The sequence below is a fragment of the Bradyrhizobium sp. CB2312 genome (assembly GCF_029714425.1).
In the GTDB taxonomy this organism is placed as follows: domain Bacteria; phylum Pseudomonadota; class Alphaproteobacteria; order Rhizobiales; family Xanthobacteraceae; genus Bradyrhizobium.
The window spans coordinates 4774302-4790533 of sequence record NZ_CP121668.1 but is presented as its reverse complement, the minus strand read 5'-3'; the positions used below and the strand labels follow the sequence as shown (position 1 = coordinate 4790533).

Below are 16232 nucleotides of genomic sequence, written 5' to 3'. Positions count from 1 at the left end.
TTTCCATGACATGTCAAGGAATTGGGATGCGTCACCCCGCGTCTAGCCGGCGGTGTCCGGCTACTGTGCATGGGGTTGTTTTCGCAGTTTTAGTTTGAGGACGAACGAGCGCCGCGTCGGAATTCAGCTCTCCCTTGGGAGCGGTGAACCAAGCCCGCGGCTGACGCTTGGTTATTCGAGCTCGACGACCTGGCCGTTCGACAGCGAGACGCGCCGGTCCATGCGGCCGGCGAGCTCCATGTTATGGGTCGCGATCAGCATCGAGACCCGGGTCGCCTTCACCAGCTGCATCAGAGCCTGGAACACGTGCTCAGCGGTGCCGGGGTCGAGATTGCCGGTCGGCTCGTCCGCAAACAGCACGCGCGGCGCGTTCGCGACCGCGCGCGCGATCGCAACGCGCTGCTGCTCGCCGCCCGACAGCTCGGCCGGGCGATGGGTGATGCGGTCGCCGAGGCCGAGATAGCCGAGGATCTCCTTGGCGCGCTTGACGCTCTCGGATTTCTTCAGGCCGCGGATCATCTGCGGCAGCATCACGTTCTCCAGCGCGGAGAACTCCGGCAGGAGGCGGTGCGACTGGTAGACGAAGCCGATGTCGGTGCGGCGCAGCTGGGTGCGCTCGATGTCGGGCAGTTGCGAGGTCGGCGCGCCGTTGACATAGACCTCGCCGGAATCCGGGGCTTCGAGCAGCCCCGCGATGTGCAGCAGCGTCGACTTGCCCGAGCCCGACGGCGCCACCAGCGCAACCGACTGGCCCGGCCACAGCGCGAGCTTGGCGCCGTCGAGGATCGTCAGCGGCACCTCGCCCTGCAAGTACTGCCGCTTTATCTCGTGGAGATAAATGACCGGTACATCTTCCGCCCCCTGCTGCTCCATCAGCCCCTCACTCGTACCGGAGCGCTTCGACGGGATCGAGGCGCGCGGCGCGCCAGGACGGGTAGAGCGTCGCCAGAAACGACAGCGTCAGCGCCATGATGACGACCGCCGTGGTCTCGCCGATGTCGATCTCGGCGGGCAGCTTCGACAGGAAGTAGAGCTCCGGCGAGAACAGCTCGGTCGAGGTCAGCCACGACAGGAATTGCCTGATCGATTCGATGTTGAGGCAGATCACGAGGCCGACGAAGAAGCCGACCAGCGTGCCGACCACGCCGATCGAGGCGCCCGTGATCAGGAAGATGCGCATGATCGAGCCTTGCGAGGCGCCCATGGTGCGCAGGATCGCGATGTCGCTGCCCTTGTCCTTCACCAGCATGATCAGGCCGGAGACGATGTTCAGCGCTGCGACCAGCACGATCATGGTCAGGATCAGGAACATCACGTTGCGCTCGACCTGGAGCGCATTGAAGAAGGTTGAGTTGCGTTGCCGCCAGTCGACCAGGAACACCGGGCGGCCCGCGGCTTCCGTCACCGCCGTGCGGAAGGCGTCGATCTTGTCGGGGTTGGTGGTGAACACCTCGATCGAGGTGACGTCGCTGCTGCGGTTGAAATAGGCCTGCGCTTCCGCCAGCGGCATGAACACGAAGCCGAGATCGTATTCGGACATGCCGATCTCGAACACGGCGACGATCTTGTATGGCTTGATGCGCGGCGTCGTGCCCATCGGCGTGACCGCGCCCTTCGGCGCCACCAGCGTCACGCTGTCGCCGGCGTGCAGCGACAGCTGGTCTGCGAGCCGCCGGCCGATCGCAACGCCCTGCCCTTCGTCAAAGCCCTCGAGCGAGCCCTGCTTGATGTTCTTGGCGATCGAGGTGAGGTTGTTGAGGTCGTCGGATCGGATGCCGCGCACCAGCACGCCGGAGGCGTTCCACGGCGATGACGCGAGCGCCTGGCCGTCGACCACAGGCGCGGCGAGCCGGATGCCCTGGACCTGGCTGATGCGGTCGGCGACGTCCTTCCAGTCCGTGAGCGGCGATTCCAGCGGCTGCACCAGGATGTGGCCGTTGAGGCCGAGGATCTTGTCGAGCAGCTCCTTGCGGAAGCCGTTCATCACGGCCATGACGATGATCAGCGTCGCCACGCCGAGCATGATGCCGAGGAAGGAGAACCCGGCGATGACCGAGATGAATCCCTCCTTGCGGCGCGCCCGCAAATAGCGCGCCGACAGCATCCACTCGAATGGCGCGAAAGGCGCGGTTTGAACGGTTTCGGTCATGGTCTCATCCATCGCTCGATAATCCCATGATTCGGGGTCAATTGTGGCCGGATTGGCGGCCGCGATCTCGGGCGATGAACAATATTCAGCCGACCAGGCGCGCGACCGCGTCCGCAGGCGACATCGTCTCGCGGGAGCCGTCACTGCGCTTCTTGATCTCGACCTTGCCGTCGGCGAGGCCCTTCGGCCCGATCATGATCTGCCAAGGGATGCCGATCAGGTCCGCGGCGGCGAATTTGGCGCCGGCGCGCTGGTCGGTGTCGTCGTAGAGCACGTCGACGCTCTTGGCGGTGAACTCCGCATAGAGCTTCTCGCAGGCCGCATCGACCGCGGCATCGCCCTGCTTGAGGTTGAGGATCGCCACGCGGAACGGCGCCACCGCCTCCGGCCATTTGATGCCGGCCTCGTCATGGCAGGCCTCGATGATGGCACCTAACAGGCGCGAGACGCCGACGCCGTAGGAGCCACCATGGATCGGCACGTCGACGCCGTCGGGGCCGGCCACCAGCGCCTTCATCGGCTCGGAGTACTTCGTGCCGAAATAGAAGATCTGGCCAACCTCGATGCCGCGAGTGTTCACCCGCTTCTCCGCGGGCACTTCCTGCTCGAACCGCGCGGCATCGTGGACATCCTCCGTCGCGGCGTAGACCGAAGTCCACTGCTTGATGATCGGGGTCAGATCGCTGTCATAGTCGACGTCCTCGCCCGGCACCGGCAGGTCCAGCACGTCGCGATTGATGAACACGCCGGATTCGCCGGTCTCCGCAAGCACGATGAATTCGTGACTGAGATCACCGCCGATCGGGCCGGTCTCGGCGCGCATCGGGATCGCCTTCAGTCCCATCCGCGCGAAGGTGCGCAAATAGGCGACGAACATCTTGTTGTAGGCGACGCGCGCAGCGGCCTCGTTGAGATCGAACGAATAGGCGTCCTTCATCAGGAACTCGCGGCCGCGCATCACGCCGAAGCGCGGACGCTGCTCGTCGCGGAATTTCCATTGAATATGATAGAGATTCAGCGGCAGGTTCTTGTACGACTTCACATAGGCCCGGAAGATCTCGGTGATCATTTCCTCGTTGGTCGGCCCGTACAAGAGCTCGCGCTTGTGGCGATCGGCGATGCGCAGCATCTCCGGGCCATAGGCGTCGTAGCGGCCGCTCTCGCGCCAGAGATCGGCGAGCTGGAGCGTCGGCATCAGCAGTTCCAGCGCGCCGGAGCGGTCCTGCTCCTCGCGCACGATCTGCTCGATCTTCTTCAGCACGCGGAAGCCGAGCGGCAGCCAGGCATAGATGCCGGCCGCTTCCTGCCGGATCATGCCGGCGCGCAGCATCAGCCGATGCGAGACGATTTCCGCCTCTTTCGGATTTTCCTTCAGGATGGGCAGAAAGAACCGCGACAACCGCATGGCAATACTCGAGGAATCAGTAAGGGCTTGCAGTGAAAGCGGATTGGGAGCGAAAACACAAGGCCGGGAATGAGGAAAAGCCGCTAACGCGGCGAAATTCCTGTCATTTTTCCGTTGCCTTCAGGTTCGACTTGAACTTCCCCGCCTAGGGCGGCGCCACCTCGATATCGTCCTCGAGCGTGATCTTCTCGAAATCGGTCACCAGCGCGTCGATCCGCACATGCCAGCGGCCGGCGAAGGGCAGCTCGACCTTGCGCACGTGCCAATAGCCATCCGGTCCGAGCTCGGCATTGCGTTCCATCGGCTCGATGCCGCGCTCCGGCAGGCTCAGGGTCAAGGTCGCCTCCTTGGCCGCCAGCGGCGTCGCCTCGCCGGTCATGAGCTGAAGCACGAAATCGTCGAGACCTGCCTTGCCTGGCGAGACCAGCACCTGGAACATCGCCTTGCCGCTGTGGATGTGGATCGCCAGCGGCGTGTCCGGAACGATGGTCCGCGGCGGCGGCGTGAAGCGCCAACCGGCGACGGTGGCAAAAATAGCGACCGCGATGCTGCATTCGAGCAGGATCGAGCGCTTGAGCGCAGGCGTCGATGTCTCGTCCTGGGCCAGGGCCGGCGTCAGCCGGAACCGATTGAGCGCGGCGAGCGCCAGCAATCCCGTGACGAATACAAGCTTGATCGAGAGGATGAGTCCGTAGCGGGTCTCGACCAGCGCTGCCGGCTTTTCAAGCTGAACGATCGCAAGCGCGAGGCCGGTCAAGGCCAGCACGCCGGCCGCCAGCGCAGCAAGGCGTGAGAAGCGGTTCACGACGGGGAGCGACGCAGTCGCCGGCTTCGACATCAGCGCGACGAGCGGCACGAGAGCACCGATCCAGATGGTGACGCCGAGGCCATGGAGAAAGATCGCCGGCCGGGTCAACGCCTCCGGTGGCGCCGTTGCAGCGTGCCCGGTCATGGCGAGCGACAGACCGACGCCGATGAACGCGATGATCGCAAGAGCGCGCGCATGCCATGCGCGGCGCAGCGCGGTCATCGCGAGCAGCATCGCTGCGAAGGCAACCAGTAACGCGGGGCCGGCGCTGGTCGCGAATGCGACCTTCCAGGGAGCGGCCGTCGCAAGCGCTGCCAGCGGCAGGGCGAGCAGATCGAGGCCCAACGCGCCAAGGGACGCAATCGCGCTAGCAAGGCCGATGGCGAGCGCGACGCGCGGAACGGTCATGCCGATCATCGACAACGCAATCCAGCGCGCGAAGAACACGCCGCCGACACCGACGAACAGCCCAAGGTAAAGACCGACCCGCGCCAGCCAGATCAGCGCGTTCAAGGCGCCATCCACGGTGACCGGAGGCTTTGTCGCCGTCGGCATGCCGACCGAAAAGATCACCGATCCCGAGACCGGGTGGCCGTCCTGCGAGATCACGCGATAGCTCACCACGGCCGTTCCCTGCGGCAGGTCCGGCGGCATCGCGACCGAGACGGTCTCGCCTGATGCATTGACGCGCGCACCGTCCCGCGCCCTGCCCGCGCCGTCGATCAGCCGGATCGCGCCCGGCGTCACCGCCTCGTTGAAGCGCAGCTCCACCGCTTTCGGCGCGCTCGCAAGCATGCTGCCGCTCGCCGGCTCGACCGAGACGAGCGCCGCATGCGCCGACGCCCCGGTCGCGAAGCCGACAATGAGAAGCAGCGTCGCGAGCGCGGCGATAACGCGCATCAGGGCTTTAGCAGCAGCTTCACGCCAGGCGCCGGCGAATTGCCTTCGTGCGAATGCCCTGCTCCCTCCGCGGGGATCTCGATCCAGCGGCTGACGCCGGTCTCGCATTCCTGGACGACCGGGAAATACAGTGTCGTGTTCGGCTTGAGCGTATCGGTCAGGACCGTATGCATGACGAACTCGTCATAGTGCTTGTCCGGCAGCTTGCCGCCGGACCACGCCACCTCCTTGACGCCTGAGGAGAGCTTGCTGCCGTGATAGTCGTACTCCCCGGCATATTTGCCCTCGACGACATCGACACTCCAGCCCGCCTTCGGCATCGGCTTCACCGCAATTACCCCTTCCGGGATCTGCACGCGGATCTTCACCGTCGGCGAGCCCGCGCAGCCGTGTGGCACGGCGAACACGGCTTTGTAGGATGCGCCGACCGTGGCCTGCTTGGTTTCAAGCGTGATATGCGCCGCCGCGGGTGTCGCCGTGAGCGCGGCCATCAGGATCAGACAGGATCGCTTCGACATGTTCGGTCCCTTCGGCGTGGTCATTTGATCAGGATCGGCGATTCAACGCTGACATGGTCCGCGTCGGAAATCGAGATTCCGAGACCCAGCATCCAGCGTCCGGGCGTCAACTGCGCCAGCTTCACATGCCAGCTGTCTTCACCGTCGCGCGACGCCTCGACCGGCGCGAGCTTCCGGCCGGACTGCGTATCCACGAGCGTCACCGACACGGCCTTCGCCGAGAGCGGCGTCTCGTCCGTCGTTTCGAGCTGGATCGCGATCTCGACCGGCCCGGCGCGGCCTGGCGAGACCGTGACATTGGCCATGGCCTTCTCGGTGTGCAGATGGGTGAAGAAGTTGTCGTCGTCGGTCGCCGCCGCAAGAGGCGTGGCGACCCACAACAACGCAGCCATCGCGAGCCCAAGGCCCGCAAGCTTCCGACGCGAGGTCATGGGAAGCATGATCAGTCTCATCACATCTTCATTCCCGAATGATCCGGCATTTTCTTCATCTCATGGCCGGCATCGCCGGGCGCCTGCGCGCCGACGCCCTGCACCTCGAGCGAGACCGCGACCTTGCCCGCCTTCTCGAACTCCAGCGTCAGCGGCACCTTGTCGCCCTGCTTGAACGGCCCTTTCAGCTCCTGAAGCATCAAATGATAGCCCCCGGGGGCGAGCTTCACCGTCTTGCCGGCATCGATCACGAGCCCCTTGTCGAGCGGACGCATCTTCATCACGCCATTGTCCATCGCCATCTCATGGACCTCAGCCTTGCCTGCGATATCGGCGGACACGCTGACCAGCTTGTCGGCCGTCGTTCCCTTGTTCTCGATCGTCAGGTAGCCGCCCGCGACCTTGGCACCGCCCGGCGTCGCCCGGCTCCACGCCTGCGAGATGACGAGATCACCGGCCTTGACGTCCTCGGCCGCCGCAGGCGCCGCGCAAAGAACGAGTGCGAACGCCGCGAGCATCACATCTTTCAACATCGTCTTCATATTGGTCTTCCCGTTTGCAGATTGAATTTCAGTGTGTGCCGAGCTGTTGGCCCGACCATTTTTCGAGATCGGCCATCTCGGCCGAGCCCTCGATCGTCGTGATGGTCCCGTCCCGCGAGATGAGCATTGTCCGAGGGATATCGCCCTGCCAGGCAGGATCAATCTCGAACCGCAAGCGCTCGACGAAGCCGTCGCTGAAGATGAAATTCTCGGTCGACGATAGCCCCGCTTTGTCGAGCATCGACTGTGTCGCCGCCGGCAGATTCGGTACGAGATCGGCGCTGATCGTGACCACGTCGATCCCGGGATGGTCCTTTGCAAATCGCCCGAGCTCCGGCAGCTCGACCTTGCAGGGCCCGCAAGTCACGCCCCAGAAATGCACCAGCGTCGGGCGCCCGGCATGGCCCTTGAGCACGCTTTGCCAGGTACCGCGCTCGAACGGTTTGAGGGCCGGCGCCGCCACGAGCGTAGCGGCTGACGCGACCAGGATCCCCAGGCCCAGAATGCCGGCAAATCGATATGTCATGGTTGATCCTCGATCGCTGTAAGCCGATAGCCTTCCGCCTTCGTCATCCATGACAGGTAGACCTGCCGGCCATTGGACACCAGCAAGGGGTGGTCGGAGGTGTCTGTCGTATCCGATATCGTCTTCGGCGGCGACCAGCTCTCTCCGTCATCTCGGGAGATCGTCATCTGGACTGAGGTCTTCTCGCCATCGAACTCCTTCCAGACCATCACCGTTCCCGCCGTACCTGCGAGCACGTAGGGGCGCGTCGGATTGCGACCGGGCTGTCCGAGCACCATTGGCGTGGAGAACGTGCGGCCTTCGTCGCGCGAATGCGCGTAGAACAGTCCCTTGCGCGCCCTGCCGTTCGTGTACCAGGCGACGTGATAGGTCCCGTTCGGCGCAACCGTGAGGCTCGGCCCGTGATGCGGGCAGGCATTGATCTGCCAATCGTCATTGCTGACCCGGCGGATTTCGCCTGGAGTCGCGACGTCGGTGAAGGTCATGACCGCGTGATCCCGCACGCCGCCGTCAAAAATGTTCCTGAAGATCACGGCCGGTCGCCCAGGCGCCGCGAATGCCAGCCCCAACCGACAGCATTCGCAAGTGCCTTCGCGCGCCAATCGGGCCTCTGCGTAGGTGGTGCCGCCGTCGCTGGACGAAGCAAAGAACAGCCCCGCCCCCTCGTACTTCTGTCCCGCGTCCTTCGCGAGAACGCGATTGCGCTTGTCGAACCATGCCGCGAAGACCGTTCCGTCCTGATCGAGCGCCAGCGCCTCAAAACGCTGGCTTTCGTTGCTGGCGGTGATGGGCTTCGGCTCGGCAAAGCTCTTCCCGCCATCGGCCGAGCGCGTGTAGAGCACCTGGCCGTTGAAGGCCTCATCCCTGAAGATCGAGAACGCCAGCGCGATGCCACCCTTGCGATCGACCACGATCTTCGGCCGCGCGTCCGGGCCCCAGTCGAGGTTCAGCCGTTTCGTCGTGACCTGGACGGGAGCCGTGAAACTCCGCCCTGCATCCTGCGAGCTGGCAACCGAGACCTGTCCGCCCGCCATCCAGACCAGCCACAGCGTTCCATCTGGAGCGAATGCAGGCGTCACCTTGGTTGCACAGCGCAGTGCCGGCTCGTCGCAAGCAGCTTCGGACGCATGCTGACCATGCATCTGTGCGAGCGCCGTACCCTGCATGAATGCGAGGACAGCCAACCCAAGCAATCCACTTCGGATCATGCTCCTGGTCCCTTCGAGAGCCCGGCTCATTTGAATGCCACCTTCATACCTGCAACGAACGTGCGCGGCGAGCCGGCGTAGATCGAACCGGTCGTATTTGCCAGGACGCTCGCAGGATTTTGAAGGCCCGCCGCGGTCACGGTGTTGGCGATATTGTTGGCTGACGCAACGTAGATCCGGTCGAACACGTTCCTGACTTCGAGGAACAGGTTCATCGACCTGAACGTGTCCGACACAAGGTCGGTCTTGTAGTGAACGTTCACATTGACCAGCTCATAGCCCGGCGCTTTCAATAGATTTGCATTGTCCATGTAGAAGGAGTCCTTCCACTGGACCTCGACGAACCCTCCAAGTCCCGCCAACGGCCCCGCGAACTCGTCGTAACCGACCCTGGCCGTCAGCTCGTTGGGCGAGATGCCGGGGATCTTGTTGCCCGCCCGGTTGAAGCTGAACACCGCGCCATTGGTGATATTCTCGACATACTCGGTGTAGATTTCGTCGAGATAGGTGTATGCCGCTATGAACCGCCAACCCGGATAGAACTTCCAATCGGCAGCAAGCTCGATGCCGCGATGCTCCGATCGCGGGGCGTTGAACGTATACGATATGCCGTTGATCGGAGTCGCCTGACTGACGATCTCGTTGCGGAAGAATTCGTAGAAGCCGGTCGCGCTGAGCTTGAGCGTATTGTTGGGCGTCCAATCGAACCCGAGGTCGTAGCCAAGATTCTTCTGAGTTTGAAGCTGGGTATTGTTGCCCGACAAGCCCGTCGGAAGAACAAACAGATTGGAGACCTGCGGGGTGCCGTATCCCGTGGCGACCCGTCCGCGAAACAGCCACGCGTTGTTGAGGTTGTAGAGGAGCGCCAACTCCGGCGCGGCATTCTGAAACTGCCGATCCGCCGTCGTGAGGGTTGTGGTGGTAACTCCCGTGGGGCCGGCATATGTGTATGCCGTATTGATACCCTTCAAGAGGGTCGTCTCCCAACCGATGCCCGCGACCGCCGTCAGTGCCGCAGTGAGCTTGAGCTCTTCCCTGGCACGAACACCATAGTTGGTGGTCTCGCTGTAGAGATTGCTCGACAATCTGCCGAGCGTCGCATTCCCTCCCGGCATCACGTTCCACGTATCGCTTGAGGCCGTCAGGGTGTTGTAAAAGGCACCGAAGAACGTTGTGGATTCGAGGCCGACAATCTCGCCTCGCCTGGTGACGTCGCTCATGAAATTGTACGAGGGAAAATCTCCGATGGCGCTGGTCGCGCCGGTCGGCTGGTTGATGTTCCTGTCGTCAAAGACGAACTGATTGCGCCAGGTCGTGGTGTTGTCGAAATCGTGCTCCCAGCGACCGCCCACGATGGTGCGGCGATCATTACGGCCGAGCCCGGCCTGCACTGCCGTTTCCTTGTCGGTGCCTGCCGCCGTATTAAAACCGTTGTTGAAGAGCGTGACCGTGCCGCATCCGGCCGCGGCCGTGAGGCCAGTCGCGCAGCCCTGCTGGAAGGGGTTTTGATAGTACTGGTTCAGCGACTGCCGGATCGGCAGCCGCGCGCTGAGGTCGTTGTTGATGATCTTGACCGTGAAGCGATCGTCAGGCGTCGCCTTGAGCGTGCCGAGGAAGTTGACGGTCTGCGTGTTGAACCAGCTGTTGCCGATATAGCCGTCGCCCCGCGTGTCGCTCGCGAACAGCGAGCCCTCGAAATTCCCGACCTTCTTGCCTGCGGCAAGGTAATTGTTGAGATAGCCGTAGCTGCCGCCGTCGACGCCATATTCGACGCCGTCGATCGTGCCGCCCGGCCGCGTCCGAAAATTGAGTGCTCCGCCAGTCGCGTAGTTGCCGTAGAGCGCCGATGAGGGACCTCGGACGACGTCGATCGCGCTATAGGCGCGCGGGTCGATCAGGTCGCTCCGCGACAGGCCGTCCGGCTGCGTTACCGGAAAGCCGTCGTCGAAGATCACGAGGTTGCGAATGGCAAAACCGTTCCTCGCGTTGGATCCGCGAATCGAGATGCCGAAATCGCGCGGGCCATTCCCCTGCTTGATCGAAATGCCCGGGCTGTCGCGCAGGACGTCGTTGACCGAGAATGCGGGACGATTGTCGAACTGGCTGCGATCGATGGTCGTCGCGGTCTGGCCGGCCGGTGCCTGATTGAGTTCATCGCGCGCTGCGCTGGCAGTCACAGTCCTGTTTTGAGTCGGTGCACTGACGCTCGCGCTCGGCGCAATGGGTCTCGTCGCGCGGCTCACGGAAGCGGATCGCGGCTTCGAGGCCCGGACGACGGGTTTGGCGCGAGCCGCCTGCGGCGCCTCGACAGTCACAGCGGGAAGCTCAGTGTTGCGGCTCTGGGCGAAGGCCCCGCACGACGACGCAAGCATCGCGGCCTGAATGGCAACGAGGCTCACGCCGCGACGGGCATGACAAACTAACATGGGACATTCCTGATGCCGGCTTTCTCTCCGGCCAATCGACAACATCAATCGCCGGCGGACGGACCGCGGCGACTACGAGGGTCGTCAGGAAAGATGAGGAGGCGCCCGTGCCTGGGCGTTCGAGCCCTTATCGGCCGCGACGAGGGTCACTTCGGCGGCATGCCACGACACGCGCTCGGCGTGGCGGAGGGGAATGGAGAGCGCGAGCTGAGGCGGCGAATCGAGCGAGGCGCCCGCCTGTGCCAGGCAACACAGCGCGCAGGCCGCGCCATGCGCGGTCGGTGTGCCGGTCCGATCGTCCAGACCACCGCCCTGCTCGCCTGCGCTGTGGCAGATGACGGCGGCCGACAAGGGATCGGCCACGGCCTGGCCGGCCGACCAGCACGCGGCGATCGGCGCCAGCACCTGCATCGCCAGGGCGAGCAGGACGAGAGGCAGGAATTTTTGCAGCCGCGCGCGCATCCACCGAACCGTTCGTTCGTGCGCTAACTAAACACCCGGCCGGGGGCCGAGTCGAGGTCAGTTCCGCCGCCTTCTTGGTCCAGCGCAAATTTGCCGGAAACTGTGATCCGGCCGCCCCACGGCACCGTACGCCCGGCTTTTGAGCCAGCGGCCAACCCCTGCCCTATCCACAGATTTCTTATATTTGTCATATGCTTACGAAGTAAACAGCCCGATCGTTTCGTTCATTGCTCGAATTTTGAACATTCGTTGCTGAAAATGATGACAAGTGAGAAAAGTTGATCTAGCATCCTCTTGCTCAGGCCTGACCGCGAGGTCGACGTCTGGTGGTCCAAGTCTCGGGAGGAGCCCCTGGCGCGCAGAACGCAGCGTCGCCCCGTCAATCAAGATCAAATCTTAAGATCGGGGATAATAGGGTCGACACAATTTTTGAGCGGGGCCAGGGCCCCGCTCTTTTTTTGTCTGCGTGGCCTCAAGGCTGATGAGCACTTCCTCTGATCCGATCGAACGGAGTTTTGAGATTGCGGCATCGCGCTGCGCCGATCTCACGCCGCTCGTCTATCAACGTCTGTTCGAACAGCACCCGGAAACGCGGACGATGTTCCGCGCGCAAGGCCGCGCGCTGGTGATGGAATCGATGCTCGCGCTGACGATCGCCTTCTTCACCATCATCAGGGACACGCTGCGAGGTCTGCTCGGCGACGAATGGTCGGCCGACATGGCGCAGGCGTGGGACCGGCTGCTCCCAGATATCGACACATTCGCCACCGCTCCCGCCTGACGCTTTGCGCTGCACCAACGCGAGCAGCCCGCGATCCCGCAGCTGATTGCAGATTGAGTGGCAAGAACTCTTGTGAGAGACTTTCGGACATCGGTCGCGCAGGCAATGACGCGCCGACGATAAATACATGGGAGCGAGCGATGTCCGGGACGAAAGATTTCTCGACGACGAGGCGCGATCTTCTTCAGGCGGCAGCGGCCGCCGGCGCCGGGGCTGCCCTCTTCGGCAGCATGGGCATAAACCCCGCACTGGCAGCCGAGGTCGGACGCAGCGAGAAGCCGCTGAAGGCGGCGTTCTCCAACGCGGGGCTTCAGGCCACCTGGTGCGCGCAAGGAAAGCAGGCCGCGGAATTCTGGGGCAAGCTGTTCAATGTCGAGGTCACCTGGTTCGACGGCCAGCTCGACGCGGTGAAGCAGCGCGCCGCGATCGACAACATGGCCTCGCAGAAATGGGACTTCGTCGCGATCCAGGCCTTCGGCATCGGCACCCTCACCCAGCCCGTGCAGAAGATGATCGACGCCGGCACGCCCGTGATCGACATGGACACGCTGATTGCGCCGCTCGACCAGATCAACGTCCACTCCTTCCTCGCCCCCGACAACGAGTTCATGGGCGCCTCGGTGACGCAGGCGCTGTGCAACGCCATGGGCGGCAAGGGCAAGATCATCATGACGCAAGGCGCGCTCGGTCACACCGGGGCGCAGGGACGCGCGAAAGGCTTCAACTCTGTCGTCAAGCAGTTCCCGAACATCGAGGTGCTCGACACCCAGCCGGCCGACTGGGACGTCTCCAAGACCGCGCGCCTCTGGGAAACCTACCTCACCAAGTACCCGCAGATCGACGCGGCGTTCTTCCACAATGACGACATGGCGCTGGCGGCGGCCAACATCATGAAGGCCCGCAATCGCACCAACATCCTGATCGGCGGCGTCGATGCCATGCCGCCGGCGATCCAGGCGGTGAGCGAGGGCCGCATGTTCGCGACCGTCCGCAATCCGTCCTGCCGCATCCATGGCGGCGCCATCATCGCGGGCGTCTCCGCCGTGGTCGGCGGCGAGAAGAGCGGCCAGGGCATTCCCAAGAACGTCGTCACCGACGGCCCTGTGGTGACCAAGGCCAACGCCGCGGGGATGCAGTGGATGCAGGATCACTTCCTGATCTGAACTTCCATGTCAGCGGGTCGTTCGCCCATCCTGGAACTGCAGGGCATCACGAAGAGCTTCGGCGGCGTCGAGGCACTTCGTGGTGTCGATTTCGCGCTTCTTCCCGGCGAGATCCACGGTCTCGTCGGCGAGAACGGCGCGGGGAAAAGCACGCTGATGAAGATCATCGCCGGCGTGCACAGCGAGTTCTCCGGCCGCTTCCTGATCGACGGGACCGAGGCTCATTTCCGCTCGGCCCGCGATGCGCATGCCGCCGGCATCGCCATGGTGCATCAGGAGCTCTCGGTCGCGCCCGACCTCACGGTTGCCGAGAACGTCTTCCTCGGCAACCAGCCGACCAACGCCCTTGGCCTCGTGCAATGGCGGCGGATGGCGCGCGAGGCCGGCGAGCAGCTCGCCCGCTTCGGCATCGACGTCGATCCGATGACGAGGCTCGGCGATCTCCCGATCGGGCTGCAACAGCTGATCGAGATCGCGCGCGTGCTGTTCTCCGGCGCCCGCATCGTCATCCTGGACGAGCCGACCTCCGCCCTCTCCCCGCCCGAGGTCGAGCGCCTGTTCGCAACCCTCAGGCGCCTGCGCGAGGAAGGCACTGCAATCGTCTTCATCTCGCATTTCATAGAGGACATCCTTCGCGTGTCCGACACGGTCACCGTGTTCCGCAACGGACGGAAGGTCGCGGAGACAGCGAGCGCCGCGACCAGCAAGGGCGCGCTGATCGAGGCCATGATCGGGCGCGGCGGCGAGGCGCTCGAGCACAGCTACACCGACGATTTGATGCTGCCGCGGCCGAGCGGCAGCCCGGTGGTGCTGAAGGTCGACCAGCTCTCGCTGGCGCGCAGCCTGAAGGATATCTCCTTCGAGGCCCGCGCCGGCGAGGTGCTCGGCATCTACGGCTTCATGGGCTGCGGCCAGCAGGAGCTGTCGCGCATCCTGTTCGGCAAACTGAAGCCGGACAGCGGTACGCTTGTCGTCGACGGCACGCCCAAGACCTTTGCCAGCACGGCGGCGGCACGGCGCGCCGGGGTCGCGCTGGTGCCGGAGAGCCGCCGCGACATGCTGTTCCACCAGGAGCCGGTCTACAAGAACATCTCGATCAGCATTTTGGACCGCATCTCGTCCCTGCTGCTCAAGCCGGCGCAGGAACGCGATATCGCCAAGCGCCAGGTCGAGCAGCTGCAGATCAGGCCGCCGGTGGTCGGCCTCGACCTCGGCATGCTCTCCGGCGGCAACCAGCAGAAGGTTGCGCTGGCCAAATGGCTGACCTACCCGCCCAAGCTCCTCGTCCTCTGCGAGCCGACCCGCGGCATGGATGTCGGCGCCAAGAACGACGTCATCAACATCGTCCGCGACCTCCGCGCCAGGGGGCTTGCGATCATCGTGCTGTCGACCGAGCCGGAGACGGTGCTGTCGCTGGCCGACCGCATCCTTGTGCTGAAGCGCGGCGCGGTGGTGCGGGAGTTCAGGAACGAGCCGGTCAGCAAGGACCGCCTGCTGGAAGCGGCGTGACGGAGAAGCACATGAGCAGTGAGACGGCTTTGGCGGCGGGGCAGCGGGCACGGGGCGTTGCGCCGTTCCTGCGCTCGCAGATGCGCAACATCGCGCCGTTCCTGACGCTGATCTTCCTGTCCGCCTTCTTCGCCTTCGCCAGCCCCTCCTTCGCCACGCTCGACAATCTCGGCAACATCCTGACGCAGGTGTCGGTGACGGGCATCATCGCCGTCGGCCTCACCTTCGTGATCCTGTGCGCGGAGATCGACCTGTCGATCGCCAGCATCGCCAACGTCACCGGCATCGCGGTCGCCTACTTCACGCTGCAGGAGTCCTACGTCAACATCGCCAACATCCCCCTGCCCGGCGCGGTCGCGATCATTCTCTCGATCCTGCTCTGCGGATTGCTCGGTCTCGTCAATGCGCTGGGGCTGACCGTGATCGGCATCCCCTCCTTCATCATGACGCTGGCGATGATGCAGATCGCGGCCGGCATCTCGGCGCTGCTGGTGCGCGGACAGATCGCCTACAAGGTGCCCAGCCTGATCACGACGCTTGGCTCGGGCTCGGTCGGCGGCATCCCCTGGATCGTCATCGTCGCCGCCATCATGCTGCTCGGCGGCCACCTCGTGCTGACCTACACGCGCTTCGGCCGCTACGTCTACATGGTCGGGGGAAACCGCGAGGCGGCCGAATATGCCGGCCTCAACGTCAAGCTCATCCTCGGCGCCGTCATGGTGATCTCGGCGGTGTGCTCCGGCATCGGCGGCATGCTCGGGGTCGCCCATTTCGGTAGCGCGCAGCAGAACGAGTTCGACACGTACCTGCTCGACTCCATCGCTGCGGTCGTCGTCGGCGGCACCAGCCTGTTCGGCGGCCGCGGCGGCATCGGCAACACCATCGTCGGACTTTTCGTTCTCGGTGTCCTGAATAACGGCCTCGACCACGTCAACATCGACAGCTTCCTGAAGATCCTGATCCGCGGCCTGATCCTGCTGGCGGCGCTGGTCATCAACGTCTATGCGCAGCGCTTGCGAGAAAAAGCGGCGGAATAGACGGCGCTCAAAACAAAAACTGCGAAAACAACCCCATGCACAGTACAAATCACTGGGGAATTTGGCGCGGAACGGATTGAGCTGCCGCTTTACGGCCGCTTGACACGTCGGGCAACACATCTGCGTGGCGATGACGACCAGACCTCGCTCGGCCAGGCTATCAAGGGCGCGGCCCTGAAGATCTATCCCCGGTAATCGCATGAAATGCGCACCACCCATGCGCATGTCATCGACGCCGATCTGCTCGCTTTCGTTCGGAGCTGAAAGCCAGTGCCGCCGACCATGGAGGACAATCGCCACTGGCACGGCGGTGAAGCCTGACATCGCTGCGGCTCTTGCGGCTTCCGCCGCCTGACAGCGACGTGTT

Annotated in this window: 15 protein-coding genes; 4 read left to right on the top strand and 11 right to left on the bottom strand. The window is 64.0% G+C overall.

Annotation, left to right across the window (positions count from 1 at the left end):
• Positions 1-171: 171 nt before the first annotated feature.
• From QA642_RS23560 to QA642_RS23510, 11 genes are all read right to left on the bottom strand, one after another.
• The gene (locus QA642_RS23560) at positions 172-873 is read right to left on the bottom strand and encodes an ABC transporter ATP-binding protein (protein WP_235546127.1); all 702 of its coding nucleotides are present in this window, start codon (positions 871-873) and stop codon (positions 172-174) included.
• A 7-nt stretch (positions 874-880) separates the two neighbouring features.
• Complete coding sequence (locus QA642_RS23555; protein WP_283086715.1) at positions 881-2161, bottom strand: lipoprotein-releasing ABC transporter permease subunit; 1281 nt, start codon at positions 2159-2161, stop codon at positions 881-883.
• A gap of 73 nt (positions 2162-2234) precedes the next feature.
• Positions 2235-3554: a proline--tRNA ligase gene (gene proS, locus QA642_RS23550; RefSeq protein WP_283086714.1), complete on the bottom strand. Its 1320-nt coding sequence runs from the start codon at positions 3552-3554 to the stop codon at positions 2235-2237.
• Positions 3555-3699: 145 nt separating this feature from the next.
• Entirely contained in the window at positions 3700-5262 is a 1563-nt protein-coding gene (locus QA642_RS23545) for a CopD family protein (RefSeq protein WP_283086713.1), read from the bottom strand.
• Positions 5262-5780 carry a YcnI family protein gene (locus QA642_RS23540; RefSeq protein WP_283086712.1) on the bottom strand — a complete coding sequence of 173 codons (519 nt, stop codon included), beginning with the start codon at positions 5778-5780 and terminating at the stop codon, positions 5262-5264. The genes QA642_RS23545 and QA642_RS23540 overlap by 1 nt, the downstream gene beginning before the upstream one ends.
• A gap of 20 nt (positions 5781-5800) precedes the next feature.
• Complete coding sequence (locus tag QA642_RS23535) at positions 5801-6232, bottom strand: hypothetical protein (RefSeq protein WP_283086711.1); 432 nt, start codon at positions 6230-6232, stop codon at positions 5801-5803.
• Positions 6232-6753, bottom strand: coding sequence for a copper chaperone PCu(A)C (locus QA642_RS23530; RefSeq protein ID WP_283086710.1), 522 nt, complete (start codon positions 6751-6753; stop codon positions 6232-6234). Before QA642_RS23530 ends, QA642_RS23535 begins: the two co-directional genes overlap by 1 nt.
• Positions 6754-6781: 28 nt before the next feature.
• Positions 6782-7279, bottom strand: a complete 498-nt coding sequence (locus tag QA642_RS23525; RefSeq protein WP_283086709.1) for a TlpA disulfide reductase family protein — start codon at positions 7277-7279, stop codon at positions 6782-6784.
• Positions 7276-8487, bottom strand: a complete 1212-nt coding sequence (locus QA642_RS23520) for a sialidase family protein (RefSeq protein WP_283086708.1) — start codon at positions 8485-8487, stop codon at positions 7276-7278. The genes QA642_RS23525 and QA642_RS23520 overlap by 4 nt, the downstream gene beginning before the upstream one ends.
• A 26-nt stretch (positions 8488-8513) precedes the next feature.
• Positions 8514-10913 (bottom strand): TonB-dependent receptor, encoded by a 2400-nt coding sequence (locus QA642_RS23515; RefSeq protein ID WP_283086707.1) that lies wholly within the window; start codon positions 10911-10913, stop codon positions 8514-8516.
• 84 nt (positions 10914-10997) lie between these two features.
• Positions 10998-11375 (bottom strand): DUF2946 domain-containing protein, encoded by a 378-nt coding sequence (locus QA642_RS23510; protein WP_283086706.1) that lies wholly within the window; start codon positions 11373-11375, stop codon positions 10998-11000.
• Between the two features lie 481 nt (positions 11376-11856).
• Between QA642_RS23510 and QA642_RS23505 the strand changes: the two genes are divergently transcribed.
• The 4 genes from QA642_RS23505 to QA642_RS23490 all read left to right on the top strand — a co-directional run bounded on the left by QA642_RS23505 (position 11857) and on the right by QA642_RS23490 (position 15865).
• Positions 11857-12156, top strand: coding sequence for a globin (locus tag QA642_RS23505; RefSeq protein WP_283086705.1), 300 nt, complete (start codon positions 11857-11859; stop codon positions 12154-12156).
• Positions 12157-12296: 140 nt separating this feature from the next.
• Positions 12297-13319, top strand: a complete 1023-nt coding sequence (locus QA642_RS23500) for a sugar ABC transporter substrate-binding protein (RefSeq protein WP_235546116.1) — start codon at positions 12297-12299, stop codon at positions 13317-13319.
• 6 nt (positions 13320-13325) lie between these two features.
• A complete protein-coding gene (locus tag QA642_RS23495; RefSeq protein WP_283086704.1) occupies positions 13326-14828 on the top strand; it encodes a sugar ABC transporter ATP-binding protein in 1503 nt (500 codons plus the stop codon).
• An 11-nt stretch (positions 14829-14839) separates the two neighbouring features.
• The gene (locus QA642_RS23490; RefSeq protein WP_283086703.1) at positions 14840-15865 is read left to right on the top strand and encodes an ABC transporter permease; all 1026 of its coding nucleotides are present in this window, start codon (positions 14840-14842) and stop codon (positions 15863-15865) included.
• Positions 15866-16232 lie beyond the last annotated feature (367 nt).